The organism is Pseudomonas sp. WJP1 (assembly GCF_028471945.1).
Taxonomy (GTDB): Bacteria; Pseudomonadota; Gammaproteobacteria; order Pseudomonadales; family Pseudomonadaceae; genus Aquipseudomonas.
Window position 1 is genome coordinate 5,343,548 of record NZ_CP110128.1, and the last position, 15,826, is coordinate 5,359,373.

Consider the following 15,826-nt stretch of genomic DNA (forward strand, 5'->3'; position numbering starts at 1 on the left):
GAAGGCGTCCTCGAAAACGACTACAAACTCAACGCCCGATTCGAAGCCTTGATGAATTCCTGCTTCAACTCTTCAAACGTATGCACCGCCGGGAACTGCGGGAACTCGGCGATCACGTTGTCCGGCGCATGGAACAGAATCCCCGCATCCGCCTCGCCCAGCATGGTGGTGTCGTTGTAGGAATCCCCTGCGGCGATCACCCGGTAGTACAGACTCTTGAAGGCCAGCACCGACTGACGCTTCGGATCTTTCTGACGCAACTGATAGCCGGTCACCCGACCGGTATCGTCAGTAACCAGACGATGGCAGAGCAAGGTCGGGAAGCCCAATTGACGCATCAGCGGCTGGGAAAACTCGTAGAAGGTGTCCGACAGAATCACCACCTGGAAGCGCTCGCGCAGCCAATCGACGAACTCGACGGCACCGTCCAGCGGCTTGAGCGTGGCGATCACTTCCTGGATGTCGGCGAGCTTCAGGCCGTGCTCGTCGAGAATCCGCAAGCGCTGCTTCATCAGCACGTCATAGTCGGGAATGTCCCGGGTGGTGGCCCTGAGGGATTCGATCCCGGTTTTTTCGGCGAACGCGATCCAGATTTCCGGGACCAGCACACCTTCAAGATCCAGACAGGCAATTTCCACAAGACACTCCCATTGGTATTGTTTATTGAGTCGAGCGAGCCCGAACTCTAGCGACAACTCCCCCACCACGCAACGCACAGGACGCCCCGGCCAGTGCTGCTTTTTGTTAACATCGGCCCCATATAGAGCGCCCAGCGCCACCGACCTGTAGGAAGCCGCCCTGATGAGCCCAACGTTCGACGTCGTGGAACTCGCCACGACCTATGCCAACAAATCCGCCCAGGACATCCTGAAACTCGCTTTTGCCGAGTTCGGCGATGATCTGTGGATATCTTTCAGCGGTGCCGAAGACGTGGTGCTGGTGGACATGGCCTGGAAGCTGAACAAGAACGTCAAGGTGTTCAGCCTCGACACCGGCCGCTTGCACCCCGAGACCTACCGCTTCATCGATCAGGTGCGCGAGCACTACAAGATCGATATCGAACTGGTGTCGCCGGACCACACCAAACTCGAACCGTTCGTGAAAGAAAAAGGCCTGTTCAGTTTCTACAAGGACGGTCATGGCGAATGCTGCGGCATCCGCAAGATCGAACCGCTGCGTCGCAAGCTGTCTGGCGTGAAGGCCTGGGCCACCGGCCAGCGCCGTGACCAGAGCCCGGGCACGCGCAGCGCCGTGGCGGTGATGGAAATCGACACCGCGTTCTCCACCCCGGAACGCACCCTGTACAAGTTCAACCCGCTGGCACAGATGACCAGCGAAGAGATCTGGGGTTACATCCGCATGCTGGAGCTGCCGTACAACAGCCTGCACGAACGCGGCTTCATCAGTATCGGCTGTGAGCCGTGCACCCGCCCGGTATTGCCGAACCAGCACGAGCGCGAAGGCCGCTGGTGGTGGGAAGAAGCCACGCAGAAGGAATGCGGGCTGCACGCCGGCAATATCATCAGCAAGTCATAACAGCGCCCCTACAGAAAATATGTACACACAACTGTCACCATCGGTGCCATTTGTGTGTGCACTTTTTGTTTCTCCGCCCCAAAAAGTTACATTCCCCCGCTTGAAACGCCCCGCCACACCCCTTTGAAAAACCACCCGTAAAAATAAATAACTGCTCGATCGGTCAGCTTATATCGCCCGTTTTTCAGCGGTTTGCCGCCCATTGATAACAAAACGAAATCAGCCGCACATTCCATATATTCAGGACTGGCACGCATCTCGCTTAAGTGCATACATGTTTTGTATACAATCAATCCAAAACATACACACTCAGATCCGCAAGCCTGAAGCGCCCTATCCCGTACAGGCTGCAGATGCCCCGTAACCAATGATATTCGCTACCCCGCGACGAAGATTTGTCGAGCTATTGCGCTCATGCACAGTCATCGCGGCGTCGAGCATCAGGAGCCTGCCGGAATGCGTACAAGTCTTTCCAATAACAATATCGCGCTGGATCTACCCTCCTCCCCCCAGACTGCGTTTGATCAAACGCTGCAACCCCCTGTCGTGCTCAGTCCCCGCCTCCACAACAAAGACCTGGCGCCGACCAAGGCCGAAGGCAGGCGCTGGGGTCGCTACAGCATCTTCGCGTTGTGGACCAACGATGTGCACAACATCGCCAACTACTCGTTTGCCATCGGCCTTTACGCCCTGGGCCTGGGCGGCTGGCAGATTCTCCTGTCCCTGGGCATCGGCGCGGCGCTGGTGTACTGCTTCATGAACCTGTCGGGCTACATGGGCCAGAAGACCGGTGTGCCGTTTCCGGTCATCAGCCGGATCAGTTTCGGCATCCACGGCGCGCAGATTCCTGCCTTGATCCGCGCCGTGATCGCCATCGCCTGGTTCGGCATCCAGACGTACCTGGCCTCGGTCGTGTTCCGCGTCTTGCTGACCGCCATCCACCCCGGATTCGCCGAGTACGACCAGGATTCGATCCTCGGCCTGTCGAGCCTGGGCTGGGTGTGTTTCGTGGCGATTTGGCTGGTGCAGCTGGCGATCCTTGCCTACGGCATGGAAATGGTACGGCGCTACGAAGCCTTTGCCGGACCGGTGATCCTGCTGACCGTCGCTGCCCTCGCCGCGTGGATGTACTTCCAGGCCAATGCAACCATCGCCTGGTCGATCCGCGAGCCGCTGAGCGGTGGCGAGATGTGGCGCAACATTTTTGCCGGCGGTGCGTTGTGGCTGGCGATCTACGGCACGCTGATCCTCAATTTCTGCGACTTCGCCCGCTCGTCGCCGTGCCGCAAGACCATCAAGGTCGGAAACTTCTGGGGCCTGCCGGTGAACATCCTGGTATTCGCTGCCATTACCGTTCTGCTGTGTGGCGCGCAATTCCAGATCAATGGCCACATCATTGAAAGCCCTACCGAGATCATCGCCTCGATCCCCAATACCTTCTTTCTGGTCCTGGGTTGCCTGGCGTTCCTGATCGTCACCGTGGCGGTCAACATCATGGCCAACTTCGTCGCCCCGGCCTTTGTCCTCAGCAACCTGGCGCCCAAATACCTGACGTTCCGTCGTGCCGGGCTGATCAGCGCGACCATCGCCGTGCTGATCCTGCCGTGGAACCTATACAACAGCCCGCTGGTGATCGTCTACTTCCTCTCCGGCCTTGGCGCCCTGCTCGGCCCGCTGTATGGCGTGATCATGGTCGACTACTGGCTCGTACGAAAAGGCCAGGTCAACGTGCCGCAGTTGTACAGCGAAGACCCGAACGGCGCCTACTACTACAGCCGCGGGGTCAACCTGCGCGCCGTGGCGGTCTTCATTCCTGCGGCACTGATCGCCATCGTCCTGGCGCTGGTACCGGGTTTCCACCTGGTGTCGCCGTTCTCCTGGCTGATCGGTGCCGGGATTGCCGGAATGCTCTACCTGATCATCGCCAAGCGCCAACCTCACTACGCCGACGTCAGCGGTGAAGCCATCGCCGTGGACAACGTCAGCCATTGACTCCATCGCGGCCCGGCAGTGTCGGGCCGCTGAACCACCCGCTATAAGGAATTCCCATGCGTATTCTCGTGGTCAACGTCAACACCACCGAATCCATCACCCAGGCCATCGCCCGCTCGGCCCAGGCCGTGGCCGCGCCCGGCACGGAAATCGTTGGCCTGACGCCCTACTTCGGCGCCGACTCGGTCGAAGGCAACTTCGAAAGCTACCTGGCCGCCATTGCGGTGATGGATCGGGTCATGGCCTACGACCAGCCCTTCGATGCGGTGATCCAGGCCGGCTACGGCGAACACGGCCGTGAAGGCCTGCAGGAATTGCTCAACGTACCGGTGGTCGACATCACCGACGCGGCAGCGAGCACCGCGATGTTTCTCGGCCATGCCTACTCGGTCGTCACCACCCTGGACCGTACCGTTCCGCTGATCGAAGATCGCCTGAAACTGTCCGGGCTCTGGGACCGTTGTGCCTCGGTACGAGCCAGCGGCTTGGCGGTGCTGGAACTGGAACACGAGCCGCAACGCGCGCTCGAGGCCATCGTGCATCAGGCTGAACTGGCGGTGACCCAGGACAAGGCCGAGGTGATTTGCCTGGGTTGCGGCGGCATGGCGGGGCTGGATGAGCAGATTCGCCTGCGCACCGGCGTACCTGTAATCGATGGTGTGACGGCGGCGGTGACTATCGCCGAATCGTTGGTGCGGTTGGGGTTGTCGACGTCCAAGGTGCGGACTTATGCGACACCGCGGCCGAAGCACATTATTGGCTGGCCGGGGCGGTTTGGCAGGTAGACCGAGTTATCGTTCATCGCGAGCAGGCTCACTCCTACAGGGGATCTGTGTCGTTCACAAATCCCTTGTAGGAGTGAGCCTGCTCGCGATGGCAACACCTCGGTTTCAAGCCTGACTCAAACGGCACTGAACCTCTGCCCCAACCCCTGCCCGGCAAACTGCTCGATAATGAAATCCACAAACGCCCGGGTCTTGCCCGGCAGCAGCTTGTGCTCGGCGTAATAGATGGAAATATTGCCATCGTCGACATACCAGTCCGGCAGCACCCGCTCCAACGTCCCTGCCTCCAGATAACCCACGGCAAACGGCATGCTCACCAGCGCAATGCCTAAACCCTGTACTGCCGTGGCACAGGCCGCCTCCGAATCGCTCATGGTCATCCGCGCCTTGAGCGTCAGCGGGCTGTGTTGCCGGGTGCGGCTGGTCAATTGCCAGGAACGCACGCGGCCGGTCTGGGGCGAGCGAATGAGGATGCCGTCGTGACGCTTGAGATCATCGGGTTCAAGGATCGCTTCGTGCGCCGCCAGGTAACCGGCCGAGGCCACCAACACGCGATGGGCCGGGGTCAGCTTGCGCGCCACCACCCCTTGGGGCAGCTCGAAGCCGCCACCAATCGCGGCGTCGAAACCCTGGGCGATCAGGTCGACCTGGCGGTTATCGAAATGCCAGTCCGGGTTGATCGCCGGAAAGCGCCGCAAAAACTCCCCCAGCAGCGGCACGATGTACAAACGCCCGAACACGGTACCCATGCTCACCTTCAATGTGCCCGCTGGACGCCCCTCGGCGCTGGCGAGATTGGCCACGGCATTCTGGATCGTGTGCAGGCTGGCACTGACTTCGCTTAAAAACAGCTGCCCGGCTTCGGTCAGCGTCAGGCTGCGGGTGCTGCGCTGAAACAACCGTACCCCCAGCCGAGCTTCCAGCTTGGCTACGCTCTTGCCCACGGCCGCCGGCGTCAGGCTCAAGCGTCGCGCGGCCTCGGCAAAGCTGCCGACCTCGGCACTGCGTACAAAGCATTCGATACTACTGAAGGTTTCCATAGGCGCCATTATAAACCGTTGGTTTACACAGACTATCGCAATTGCCGTCTACACAGCGTGTAATCCTGAATCGATACTAGGCTCCATCAACCGGGACATCTCGCCTCGGGACTTTGGAGATCGATATGACTACTCAGAACCTCAGCGGCAAAGTGGCTTTGATCCAGGGCGGTTCCCGCGGCATCGGCGCTGCCATCGTCAAACGCCTGGCCGCTGAAGGCGCGACAGTCGCCTTTACCTACGTCAGCTCCACGGCCAAGGCCGAAGAATTGCAAAACAGCATCACCCAGGGCGGCGGCAAAGCCCTGGCCATCAAGGCTGACAGCGCTGACGCCGAGGCCATTCGCGCCGCCGTAACGACCACCGTAGAAGCGTTAGGCCAGCTGGATATCCTGGTCAATAACGCAGGCGTGCTGGCCGTTGCACCGTTGGAAGATTTCAAACTCGAAGACTTCGACCAGACCCTGGCGATCAACGTACGCAGCGTGTTCATCGCCACCCAGGCTGCCGCCAGGCACATGACCGAAGGGGGTCGAATCATCAATATCGGCAGCACCAATGCCGACCGCATGCCCTTTGCCGGTGGTGGCCCGTACGCCATGAGCAAAGCGGCGCTGGTTGGCCTGACCAAGGGTCTGGCCCGCGACCTCGGCCCCAAAGGCATCACCATCAACAATGTGCAGCCGGGCCCGGTCGATACCGACATGAACCCGGCCCACGGCGACTTCGCCGACAGCCTGATTCCGTTGATGGCAGTGGGGCGTTACGGCAAAGCCGAAGAGATCGCCAGTTTCGTCGCGTACCTGGTCGGCCCCGAAGCCGGCTACATCACCGGCGCGAGCCTGACCATCGACGGTGGTTTCGGCGCCTGATGCAGGTGACTCACCGTGGGGGCGAGCAAGCTCGCTCCCGCAGTTTTGATCGTCAGGCCCAATCGAGCGCCGGCAAGCCACAGGCACTCGGTACGAACGCCTTCAGCGTACGAAGAATGCCATCGGCGTGTGCGTACTTTTCGTCCGCCATCGCCGCATCCGGAATCGCAATCGCCGTCATCCCCGCCGCCTTGGCCGCCGTGACACCGAACGGCGAATCCTCGAACACCAGGCAATCCTGCGGCTCGACACCCAGGCGTCGCGCCGCCGTCAGGAAGATATCCGGCGCCGGCTTGGCCGCGCCGACCTCCGGGTCATCGGCCGTGACGATGAAATCGAACAAGGCGAACCAGTCGCGATGCAAGGTGGTTTTCTGGCCGAATGACTGGCTCGAGGAACTGGTCCCCACCGCAATGGGAATGTTGTGTGCCTTCAAGTGCCGGACCAGCTGTTCCGCACCCGGCATTGCCTGCGCCTCAGGAAAACGCTCGCGCATCAGCGGCTCGCGAATCACCAGGAACTCTTCGGCGCTGATCGGCAAGTCCAGCGCCTGCACCACATAACGCGCCAGGTCACCTGCACCACGGCCGATGATGTTCTGTTTGACGCTCCAGTCGAACGTACGGCCATAGCGCGCGGCAATCGTCGCCGTGACTTCGGTGTAAATCCCCTCGGTGTCCAGCAGCAAGCCGTCCATATCGAAAATCACGGCCTTGATGGGGCCGAACTCCTTGAGCGGTGAATTCATCGCATCTGATCCGTTTTCATGGCATCCCAGGCGGCTCAGCGATGGCCGGTCCGTGACAGATTAAAGGTTTCAGCAGCATAACGAGCCGCCGTGGCCGAGAGCAACGGGAGCGTGACGCAAAAAGCACCCTACGGGTATCAGCTTGGTTCGCCTGACCCATCTTCCCCGGCAATGTCCGTATCGTCCGGATCTGCTTCGACATCCGTGCGCTTGAGGTCATCGTTGGGCACCTGCTCGACACCGGGCTCGTCATCGGGCTCGTCATCGGGCGGCCGCTGATCGCGACTCAGGGAGTCGGTCGGCGAAGGCAGGGGGTATTCAGGGGTGTCGTCGATATCATCGGCGACTTTCGGATCAGTGTTCATGGGGCACCTCTCAACGGACCTGTAAAGGCAGGTCCTGACCGTTGGAGGGAGAGTCGATCGTCAGGTTCGATCAGGGAGACCATCGGCCATGTTGCCGAGCGAATCCGTCAGTGATGTTTGTTCTTGTGTTTGTGCTTATGCTTGTGACCGCCACCGGAATGGGATCCCCCATCGTCGCTGCCCAGATTGTTGCCGACCGCACCACCGGCTGCGCCACCCAGGCCTGCGCCAATGGTCGAACCGGTTCTGCCACCCAGGCTGTTACCGATCACCGAACCACCTGCTGAACCCAATCCGCCGCCCACCGCTGCTTCGGTGCGGCTGCCCTTGGGTGCGCCGATCGCGCTACCGGCGGCGCCACCGACACCGGCACCGATCGCGGCGCCCGTGCTGCCGCCCATTTGTCCGCCTACCACGTTGCCCAACGCACCACCAATACCACCGCCAACGGCCGCGGTACCGTCTCCTGCAGCCAGCACGAACGGTGTAAACAACAATCCAAAAACAAACGCCGGCAACGTCAAGCGTCGAGCACCTGGGTATCGCACTTCCTTGCCTTTGGTTTTCGGGGTCATGGCACGCCTCGTCTTCTATCGGGGGGTATGGAGCATTTGAGGCGCCAATGGCAAAAACGTTCAATAACGCAAAAGCCCGGCATATAGCCGGGCTTTTGTTGTCGACCCCTGGGGATCAGTGACGCTTGTGACCGTTGGCCAGGTTGCTGCCTACGCCGCCGCCCAAGGCGCCGCCCAGGCCTGCGCCGATGGTCGAACCGGTCTTGCCGCCCAGGCTGTTGCCGATCACCGAACCACCGGCAGCACCCACGCCGCCACCGATGGCCGCGCTGGTACGGTGGCCTTTCTTGGCGGCAACCGCGCTGCCCGCCGCGCCCGCGACACCCGCACCAATTGCGGCACCGGTGCTGCCACCCATGCTCCGGCCAACGACGTTACCCAGCGCACCACCCAGGCCGCCACCAAGGGCGGCAGTACCGTCGCCGGCGATTGCACCTTGAGCAACCAGAAGACCCAGAACCAGAGCAGGCAGTGTGAAACGCATGACAGAAACCTCAAAAATAGGGGGTGAACTTCAAAAGGGTCGAGATTGAATGCTTTAGAGGGAACAAAGTCCAGACATGCGCGCGCTCAACCTCGTTGTTGGCGACGATTGGACAGCATTTTTGGAAAAGGTTTTATCGCAGGCAAAAAAAAGCCCGCTGGGGAACGGGCAGGGTGTTGCTTCTAACGGATGAGTTGAGCCTACGTACGGCCTTGTGAAAAGTTTGTGAAAACTTTCCAGATTAAACATTCGTTCACACTTGTCCCTGCACGCACAAAAAACCCCGTTCGATGACGGGGTTTGCTCGCGGGTCATTTACTTGCTGGCCGGTTCTGTAAGCTTGGGCAGGAATTTTCCCTTCAGCGTTCGACAAGCCTTGGTCTTGATCTTGAGGACCTTGGCCTGATCTTCGCCAAAGCTGGCCACATACTCCGTCTGGCCGCATTGAACGTAGTTGTTGATCGGATATTCTGCGCCGTCGTCTTCGATATACGGTTCAGTCATCGCTTCACCCCTCTCAAAAATACGGGATCGACACCGGCAAGCCCTTTGCCCGAAAAATATCGATCACCAAGGATTTTGAGACTAGCCGGTCATTAACGGACCTGTGGTTCAGACAACCGAATGCCCGACGAATGGGCGAAGTCTGTCAGAGCAGTTTCACCAACACCGCAGTGTCATTGGAGTGGCCGTGCCCAGAGTAGGATAAGATGCCAACTAACCAGGCTCGCTGTGAGTAGCCCCGCATGACAGAAAACAGTCGGAACACCCCCCGTCTGATCAAGAAATACCCGAATCGCCGTCTGTATGACACGCACACCAGCAGTCATTTGACCCTTGCGGATATTCGCCAATTGGTCGTCGATAGAATTCCGTTCGAGGTGGTCGACGCCAAGACTGGCGAGAACCTGACCCGGAGTATCTTGCTGCAGGTCATTCTGGAAGCCGAAAGCGGCGGTCAGCCGATATTCTCCAGCGAGATGCTGATGGGGATCATCCAGTTCTACGGCCCCTACCAGAGCGTCCTCGGCAGCTATCTGGATAAAAGCATCCAGACGGTCATCGACATCCAGTCCCAGACCGGCGCCCAGTCCTCCGAAACCTGGAGCGCGTTCATGCACCAGCAGGCACCGGTCATGCAGGACCTGATGCGCCAGTATGTCGACCAGTCAAAAGCGCTCTACATGAATACCCAGAACCTCTTCGGAATGTTCGGCGCGGTGCCACCCGGCAAGCCAGGCGCCGATGGCGGGCCGAAAAAAAATGGCGATGGGGAGTAAACCCATCGCCATCCTGTAACCAGCCTGCTCAGACTTACTTGCTATCAGCCTTGCCACCAGCAGCGGTTTTGCCAGCTGCAGCGGTCGCTGCGTCAAAATTGCTCTGGGCAGCGTCAGTAGCCTGTTTTACAGCTTTCTGTGCACTTTCAAAAACGGCACCGGCATTGGCCAGCGACGATTTGAACCCGGCCACGACTGGCTCGGAGCCAGCCGGTGCATTCTTGCTGATCACTTCAACGAACTCACGCACCTGCTGGGTGCCCGCCTCGACCTGACGCGAGGCCAGCTTGGCGATTTCCGAGTGAGTGTCGACAATCAACGCTTGCACTTGGCGATTGTAATCAGCCAGGCGTTCGGCTTGCACATTAGGCTGGGTCAAAGAAGCCTGGAGCTCAGCGAAACCTTGTGGATCACGTACCGAAAGCAGCTTGCGAAAGCCGTCGAACTGCTCTTCGGTGGTGGCCTGCAGGGTCTTGAACTGCAACTGGCTCAGCTGCTCAACACTGGAGAAGATTTTGCCGCTGATTTGCTGCAGGAGGTCGAGGTTGGCTTTCTGAGCGTCTTGAAATTTTTCCGCGTTGAAAAAAGACATGCTTGAATCTCCTGGTTAGAAGGCCGACTCGGGCCTGAGGACGCGATAGCGATCCTGCCGGTCATCGCGTTAGGCTTTATATTGCAGTGCACAATTTCTTTTGGCAACGATTTTTTGTGCGCCGCACAAAAGACTTTTCCTTCCTGTGGATATTCGCTATAGACTCCTGACATGCAGATCGTCAGGAGATCCCCATGGACCAGAAAGACATTAGTGCATCGCAACATGAACAGCCCTCCTCACAACGCGGCCTGTGGGAACACCTGAGTCACCTGCAGCGCCTCAATGCGCTGAACGTCCTTGAGGCTGTGCGCCAGCGCCAGAAAAAAACCCTCGCCCCCCTCAAACGAGGTCAACTCAGACAACCTACACCTGCTCAATGGCAGGAATATGTCATCGACTTCGGCCAACGCTGCCTGCTGTTCTGGGACACCCTGCGCCAACGCGGGGACAACAGGCTGGCCCATGAAAGCGCCGGGTATCCGCTGCTGCTCAAGTTCGATCATGAAACCCTGATCGCAGGCCCTGATCTTCCACGCCCGGTCAACTTTTCGCTGCTGCGGATCCTCCCCGGCCCCGAGCAAAAAATCGACGGCAACAGCCAGGCGGTGATCATCATTGACCCGCGCGGCGGACATGGTTCGGGAATCGGCGGCTTCAAGCAGGATTCGATCATAGGTGAGAGCCTCAGGGCCGGGCACCCCACCTACTTCATCTCTTTCAGTCACTCGCCACAGCCTGGGCAAACCCTGGACGATATCGTCCAGGCCCAGGCCCGGTTCATCGAAGCCGTGAGCGCCCTGCACCCGGCCAACAGCAAGCCGATCATCATCGGTAACTGTCAGGCGGGCTGGGCCTTGATGGGACTGGCGGCCACACGACCGGAACTGCCGGGACTGATCATTATCAACGGCGCCCCCTTGTCCTACTGGGCAGGCGTCAATGGACGCAATCCAATGCGCTATACCGGCGGCCTGCTGGGTGGCGGCTGGATGGCTCGCCTTGGCAGCGACTTGGGCAATGGCCGATTTGACGGTACCTGGCTGGTCAGCAACTTCGAAAACCTCGACCCGGCCAACACCTATTGGGGCAAGTACTACCAGCTGTTCAGCCAGGTCGACAATGAGGCCGGGCGCTTCCTCGACTTCGAACGCTGGTGGGGCAGCCCGACCCTGCTCAATGGTGAAGAGATCGAGATGATTGTCGATGATCTGTTCATCGGCAACCAACTGTCGGGCGGTCCCGACCGCAAGAGCAACGGTATCGACCTGAAACGGATCGAAGTGCCGGTGGTGGTGTTCTGCTCCTATGGCGACAACATCACCCCTCCCCAGCAGGCATTGAACTGGATCGCCGATGTCTATTCCAGCGATCTCGCCTTGCAGGAGGCAGGCCGCACCATCGTCTACCTGCGGCATGCCAGCATCGGCCATTTGGGGATCTTTGTTTCCGGCCAGGTCGCGCGACGCGAACACCGCGGGCTGCTCGGCGCGGTCGAAGCCATCTATGCGCTGCCGCCGGGGCTGCATGAAATGCTGATCGACGATCTGCCGGCCCCTTCAGGCAGCGATGACGTGCATTACCAAGTGCGTTTCGAATCAAGGCGAATTGCCGATATCCACGATGACGTCGAGCCGGCCCGTGATGACGATCGCGAATTCTCTACCGTAGTGCGCGCCTCTGAAATCAACAGCGCGTTTTACGACGGATCGATACGCCCGTGGCTGCGTCAGATCGTCAACGAGCCCATGGCCGAATGGATGCGCAGGACACACCCCTTCCATCAGCAGCAATTGTTTTGGAGCAGCCTGAATCCGGCGCTGTGGTGGTTACCCGGGACAATTTCCACGGTCAACCGTCATCGTCGTCCCGTACACCAGGACAACCCGTTGCTGGCATGGCAGGAGCTGTTCTCCGACCAGATGCAAGACACCCTGAATGCGTACCGCGATGTGCGTGACGCCACTCAGGAGATCTGTTTTTACAGTATTTACGGCGCACTGGGCGCCTTCACCAGCACCCAGCCTGCGCGAAATGTCCAGGCACCTGAGCCGAACGCCCGGTGAATCGGTTGTCATCCTGCAGGAGGCCCTCGTGGAGCCCCATCTCTCAATGAACCTTCACAGGAAATTAGCGGTGCATCCGTTCGACGTAGTCGCTGGCGAAGCCTGGGATCTTGTGATCCCCGCACCGACCAATAGCGCTCAGGGGTCGCACCGGCAAGGGGTCCTTGAGCACAGGCAATGTCTCATGGGCACGATATTGTCCGGGGGTCATGCCAAACCAGCGGGTGCATGCCTTATGGAAGCTGCTGTGATCATGAAATCCGAGCAGGTGGGTCACATGCTTGAGGTTGTAATGAGAGTGGCGCAAATAGAATTCGGCCATCTGCCGCCGCACATCGTTGAGCACATCCTTGAATTGCGTGCCGTCCTTCTCAAGGCCTCGTTGCAACGTGCGCTTGCTGATGTTCAGAGCTGCCGCAATCGACTCCATGTCACATTGCCCTTGGCCTTGCCCCTGACTCAAGCGTTCGGTCACCAGGCCGCGAATCCTGCCAACGATCGAGTAACCGGACAACAGGTCCAATTGAGCCACGGCAAAACTGTCATGCAGCGTGGCCAGCGCCTCGTTGGCCATGCTCAATGGCGTCAGGAGCTCCTGGCCATCGAACAGGATGCTGTCATAGGCCGCGCCGAAACTCAGCGGACAGCCAAAAAGCCGCTGATGCTGCGACGTGTCTTCAGGCTCGGGATAAGTGAACTCCACACTCAAGGGTTGCGGCGACTTGCCACCTGCCAGCCAACGGCAGAAACCCAGCAGCGACGCCAGGGCTGCATCTGTGTATTGCCGGGGTTTGACCGAGCCATGTTGCTGATGATCGAGACTGGCCAATCGATAATGCTGCTCCTCCTGGACCAGAAAAAGGCTGAACCCGGTACCGATCAACGGGCTGAACCGAACCAGGCGCTCAAGCGCCCTTTTCAGGTTCGAACTGGACATCATCGTGTAACCCACGATCTGGAAACTGCTGGGGTGGAATTCCCCGTAGGCTTTCAAACCGATATTGGGATCATTCGAAGCCTCGGCCGCCAGCTCCCAAAGACGATAGATAACGCTTCGCTCGCAGAATGCTCCTGGTTTATTCACGAACCCGACATCCAGTCCCGCCTCCTCGCACAAACCGGCGAGGTCGAGGCCCTGGGCCAAAAACGTATTCGCCAGCATGCTGGCATAACCTGAACTAATCCTATACATGGCGTCCTCAATGACCAGTGGAACCGAACGTCCTGTCCGGAGCCGATGCTGACACGTGTAGAACATATTTCAACTCTGTTGCAGAAATATTAACTATCCATTCAGTTCTAAGTATTGATCCAGTATAGGTACTCCTCGCTTTTTGCCACCCCCCTCCCTTCCCGCGTGGCACCGAAGGACAGGAGAACGTCACCTTCAAACACTTCCCGCACGACCCGTCGATAACCAACAATCCCCACTCCTGCAGCGCAAAAGAAATGGAGTAGATGTATGGAATCGCGTAGTCGTATTGCTTTGGTAACGGGTGGTATGGGCGGTATTGGTACGGCAATCAGCCAGCGTCTGTACAAGGAAGGATTCAAGGTAATCGTCGGCTGCAGTTCTGATTCCAGCCGCAAGAACGACTGGGCTGCCAGCCAGCGCGAGGCGGGTTATGAGTTCGAGTTCATCTATGGCGACGTCACCGACTGGGAGACAACCCGCAAGGCTTTCGAGATGGCTCGTGAACAATTCGGCCAGATCGATGTGCTGGTCAACAACGCCGGCATCACCCGCGATGCGTCCTTTCGCAAGCTCACTCCAGAAGACTGGAACAGCGTGATCGGGACCAACCTGACAGGCCTGTTCAACACCACCAAGCAGGTCATTGAAGGCATGCTCTCCAAGGGTTGGGGACGGGTCATCAATATCTCCTCGATCAACGGTCAGCGTGGCCAGTTCGGCCAGACCAACTACTCCGCCGCCAAGGCTGGCATCCATGGTTTCACCATGGCACTGGCCCGGGAAGTCTCCGGCAAGGGCGTGACCGTCAACACCGTATCCCCAGGCTACATCCAGACCTCCATGACCGCGGCCATTCGGCCGGACATTCTCGAAGGCATGATCTCGGGCATCCCGGTGGGTCGCCTTGGCCTGCCGGAAGAGATCGCCTCGATCGTGGCCTGGCTGGCGTCCGATGAGTCTGCCTACAGCACCGGTGCCGACTTCTCGGTAAACGGCGGCATGAACATGCAGTAACCCTGACCAGGGCATGAATGCCCTGGTTTGCTCGTCGAATTTTGTCTTTTCCATGAGGTCATGCATGAACGAAGTCGTAATCGTTGCCGCTACTCGTACCGCCATTGGCAGTTTCCAGGGTGCTTTGTCTGCAATTCCCGCGACCGAACTGGGTGCCGCAGTGATTCGCCGCCTGCTGGAGCAGACGGGTGTCGAAGCTGCGCAAATTGATGAAGTGATCCTCGGCCAGGTACTCACTGCCGGTGCCGGGCAAAACCCGGCGCGCCAGACCGCAATCAAGGCAGGCTTGCCCCACACCACCCCAGCCCTGACCTTGAACAAGGTCTGCGGCTCCGGCCTCAAGGCGGTCCACCTCGCCGTCCAGGCCATCCGTTGCGGCGACGCGGAACTGATCATTGCTGGCGGCCAGGAAAACATGAGCCTGGCCCCCTATGTCCTGCCCAAGGCTCGCACCGGCCTGCGCATGGGCCATGCGCAATTGCAGGACAGCATGATCCAGGATGGTCTGTGGGACGCCTTCAACGACTACCACATGGGTATCACCGCCGAGAACCTGGCGCAGAAGTACGAAATCTCCCGTGAAGCACAGGATGCCTTCGCTGCCGCTTCGCAACAGAAGGCCGCCGCCGCCATCGAGGGCGGGCGTTTCCAGAGCGAAATCACCCCGATCCTGATCCCTCAGCGCAAGGGTGAACCGCTGGCCTTCGACACCGACGAACAGCCGCGTGTCGACAGCACCGCGCAAGCCTTGGCAAAACTCAAGCCGGCCTTCCAGAAAGACGGCAGCGTGACCGCCGGCAACGCCTCGACCCTCAACGATGGTGCGGCCGTGCTGTTGCTGGCCAGCGCCGCCAAAGCCCAAGAGCTGGGCCTCCCGGTACTGGCCAAGATCAAAGCGTATGCCAGCGCCGGTGTAGACCCGTCGATCATGGGCATCGGCCCGGTCCCGGCGACACGCCTGACCCTGCAAAAGGCCGGCTGGAACGTCGAGGACCTGGACCTGATCGAAGCCAACGAAGCCTTCGCCGCCCAGGCGCTGGCGGTTGGCAAAGAGATGGGCTGGGACACCAGCAAAGTCAACGTCAACGGCGGCGCGATCGCCCTTGGCCATCCGATCGGCGCGTCGGGGGCACGGATCCTGGTGTCGCTGGTGCACGAACTGATCCGTCGCGATGGCAAGAAAGGACTGGCCACCTTGTGCATCGGTGGCGGACAAGGCGTCGGCCTGGCTATCGAACGCTAACCACCGGCATCCGAATAGCCAATGCGCGGACCTGGTCCC

The 15,826-nt window shown here is 59.6% G+C and carries 17 protein-coding genes; 8 read left to right on the top strand and 9 right to left on the bottom strand.

All coding sequences use genetic code 11. The annotated features are described in order from the left end of the window. Positions 1-20: 20 nt before the first annotated feature. Positions 21-638: a bifunctional phosphoserine phosphatase/homoserine phosphotransferase ThrH gene (gene thrH / locus OH720_RS23855; protein ID WP_272603144.1), complete on the bottom strand. Its 618-nt coding sequence runs from the start codon at positions 636-638 to the stop codon at positions 21-23. Between the two features lie 163 nt (positions 639-801). Between thrH and OH720_RS23860 the strand changes: the two genes are divergently transcribed. The 3 genes from OH720_RS23860 (at position 802) to OH720_RS23870 (ending at position 4,313) form a co-directional block, all read left to right on the top strand. Continuing rightward, on the top strand, positions 802-1,536 hold the full coding sequence (locus OH720_RS23860; RefSeq protein ID WP_033044110.1) for a phosphoadenylyl-sulfate reductase: 735 nt from the start codon (positions 802-804) through the stop codon (positions 1,534-1,536). 456 nt (positions 1,537-1,992) lie between these two features. Then, positions 1,993-3,528: an NCS1 family nucleobase:cation symporter-1 gene (locus OH720_RS23865; protein WP_272603145.1), complete on the top strand. Its 1,536-nt coding sequence runs from the start codon at positions 1,993-1,995 to the stop codon at positions 3,526-3,528. A 56-nt stretch (positions 3,529-3,584) separates the two neighbouring features. Then, on the top strand, positions 3,585-4,313 hold the full coding sequence (locus OH720_RS23870) for an aspartate/glutamate racemase family protein (protein WP_272603146.1): 729 nt from the start codon (positions 3,585-3,587) through the stop codon (positions 4,311-4,313). Between the two features lie 116 nt (positions 4,314-4,429). On the opposite strand, the gene OH720_RS23875 is transcribed toward OH720_RS23870, so the two are convergent. Beyond that, positions 4,430-5,353 (bottom strand): LysR family transcriptional regulator, encoded by a 924-nt coding sequence (locus OH720_RS23875; RefSeq protein WP_272603147.1) that lies wholly within the window; start codon positions 5,351-5,353, stop codon positions 4,430-4,432. 125 nt (positions 5,354-5,478) lie between these two features. Between OH720_RS23875 and OH720_RS23880 the strand changes: the two genes are divergently transcribed. Next, a complete protein-coding gene (locus tag OH720_RS23880) occupies positions 5,479-6,225 on the top strand; it encodes a 3-oxoacyl-ACP reductase family protein (RefSeq protein WP_272603148.1) in 747 nt (248 codons plus the stop codon). A 52-nt stretch (positions 6,226-6,277) separates the two neighbouring features. Here OH720_RS23880 and OH720_RS23885 read toward each other — a convergent pair whose 3' ends face one another. From OH720_RS23885 to OH720_RS23905, 5 genes are all read right to left on the bottom strand, one after another. Continuing rightward, positions 6,278-6,973, bottom strand: a complete 696-nt coding sequence (locus OH720_RS23885) for an HAD-IA family hydrolase (protein ID WP_272603149.1) — start codon at positions 6,971-6,973, stop codon at positions 6,278-6,280. Between the two features lie 137 nt (positions 6,974-7,110). Next, a complete protein-coding gene (locus OH720_RS23890; protein WP_272603150.1) occupies positions 7,111-7,338 on the bottom strand; it encodes a hypothetical protein in 228 nt (75 codons plus the stop codon). 107 nt (positions 7,339-7,445) lie between these two features. Next, positions 7,446-7,913, bottom strand: coding sequence for a glycine zipper domain-containing protein (locus tag OH720_RS23895; RefSeq protein WP_008061777.1), 468 nt, complete (start codon positions 7,911-7,913; stop codon positions 7,446-7,448). Positions 7,914-8,028: 115 nt separating this feature from the next. Next, positions 8,029-8,397, bottom strand: a complete 369-nt coding sequence (locus OH720_RS23900; RefSeq protein ID WP_180202563.1) for a bacteriocin — start codon at positions 8,395-8,397, stop codon at positions 8,029-8,031. A 315-nt stretch (positions 8,398-8,712) separates the two neighbouring features. Further along, entirely contained in the window at positions 8,713-8,901 is a 189-nt protein-coding gene (locus tag OH720_RS23905) for a hypothetical protein (RefSeq protein ID WP_272603151.1), read from the bottom strand. A 242-nt stretch (positions 8,902-9,143) separates the two neighbouring features. On the opposite strand from OH720_RS23905, the gene phaR reads away from it, so the two are divergent. Further along, the gene (phaR, locus tag OH720_RS23910) at positions 9,144-9,677 is read left to right on the top strand and encodes a polyhydroxyalkanoate synthesis repressor PhaR (protein ID WP_272603152.1); all 534 of its coding nucleotides are present in this window, start codon (positions 9,144-9,146) and stop codon (positions 9,675-9,677) included. 34 nt (positions 9,678-9,711) lie between these two features. Here phaR and phaP read toward each other — a convergent pair whose 3' ends face one another. Beyond that, positions 9,712-10,269, bottom strand: coding sequence for a TIGR01841 family phasin (gene phaP, locus OH720_RS23915; protein ID WP_180202566.1), 558 nt, complete (start codon positions 10,267-10,269; stop codon positions 9,712-9,714). 194 nt (positions 10,270-10,463) lie between these two features. Between phaP and OH720_RS23920 the strand changes: the two genes are divergently transcribed. Then, on the top strand, positions 10,464-12,335 hold the full coding sequence (locus tag OH720_RS23920) for a DUF3141 domain-containing protein (RefSeq protein ID WP_272603153.1): 1,872 nt from the start codon (positions 10,464-10,466) through the stop codon (positions 12,333-12,335). Positions 12,336-12,399: 64 nt separating this feature from the next. Here OH720_RS23920 and OH720_RS23925 read toward each other — a convergent pair whose 3' ends face one another. After that, complete coding sequence (locus OH720_RS23925) at positions 12,400-13,527, bottom strand: AraC family transcriptional regulator (protein WP_336299056.1); 1,128 nt, start codon at positions 13,525-13,527, stop codon at positions 12,400-12,402. A gap of 270 nt (positions 13,528-13,797) precedes the next feature. Here OH720_RS23925 and phbB point away from each other — a divergent pair, with 270 nt between their 5' ends. Next, complete coding sequence (gene phbB, locus OH720_RS23930; protein WP_272603155.1) at positions 13,798-14,544, top strand: acetoacetyl-CoA reductase; 747 nt, start codon at positions 13,798-13,800, stop codon at positions 14,542-14,544. 64 nt (positions 14,545-14,608) lie between these two features. Beyond that, positions 14,609-15,787: an acetyl-CoA C-acetyltransferase gene (locus OH720_RS23935; protein WP_272603156.1), complete on the top strand. Its 1,179-nt coding sequence runs from the start codon at positions 14,609-14,611 to the stop codon at positions 15,785-15,787. Positions 15,788-15,826: the final 39 nt, after the last annotated feature.

Coding starts and splice junctions, on each gene's coding strand:
- OH720_RS23860 (WP_033044110.1), top strand. CDS start 802: ATGAGCCCAACGTTCGACGTCGTGGAACTCGCCACGACCTATGCCAAC.
- OH720_RS23890 (WP_272603150.1), bottom strand. CDS start 7,338: ATGAACACTGATCCGAAAGTCGCCGATGATATCGACGACACCCCTGAA.
- phaP (WP_180202566.1), bottom strand. CDS start 10,269: ATGTCTTTTTTCAACGCGGAAAAATTTCAAGACGCTCAGAAAGCCAAC.
- OH720_RS23920 (WP_272603153.1), top strand. CDS start 10,464: ATGGACCAGAAAGACATTAGTGCATCGCAACATGAACAGCCCTCCTCA.
- OH720_RS23880 (WP_272603148.1), top strand. CDS start 5,479: ATGACTACTCAGAACCTCAGCGGCAAAGTGGCTTTGATCCAGGGCGGT.
- OH720_RS23925 (WP_336299056.1), bottom strand. CDS start 13,527: ATGTATAGGATTAGTTCAGGTTATGCCAGCATGCTGGCGAATACGTTT.
- OH720_RS23870 (WP_272603146.1), top strand. CDS start 3,585: ATGCGTATTCTCGTGGTCAACGTCAACACCACCGAATCCATCACCCAG.
- OH720_RS23865 (WP_272603145.1), top strand. CDS start 1,993: ATGCGTACAAGTCTTTCCAATAACAATATCGCGCTGGATCTACCCTCC.
- OH720_RS23885 (WP_272603149.1), bottom strand. CDS start 6,973: ATGAATTCACCGCTCAAGGAGTTCGGCCCCATCAAGGCCGTGATTTTC.
- phbB (WP_272603155.1), top strand. CDS start 13,798: ATGGAATCGCGTAGTCGTATTGCTTTGGTAACGGGTGGTATGGGCGGT.
- OH720_RS23935 (WP_272603156.1), top strand. CDS start 14,609: ATGAACGAAGTCGTAATCGTTGCCGCTACTCGTACCGCCATTGGCAGT.
- OH720_RS23895 (WP_008061777.1), bottom strand. CDS start 7,913: ATGACCCCGAAAACCAAAGGCAAGGAAGTGCGATACCCAGGTGCTCGA.
- phaR (WP_272603152.1), top strand. CDS start 9,144: ATGACAGAAAACAGTCGGAACACCCCCCGTCTGATCAAGAAATACCCG.
- OH720_RS23900 (WP_180202563.1), bottom strand. CDS start 8,397: ATGCGTTTCACACTGCCTGCTCTGGTTCTGGGTCTTCTGGTTGCTCAA.
- OH720_RS23875 (WP_272603147.1), bottom strand. CDS start 5,353: ATGGAAACCTTCAGTAGTATCGAATGCTTTGTACGCAGTGCCGAGGTC.
- OH720_RS23905 (WP_272603151.1), bottom strand. CDS start 8,901: ATGACTGAACCGTATATCGAAGACGACGGCGCAGAATATCCGATCAAC.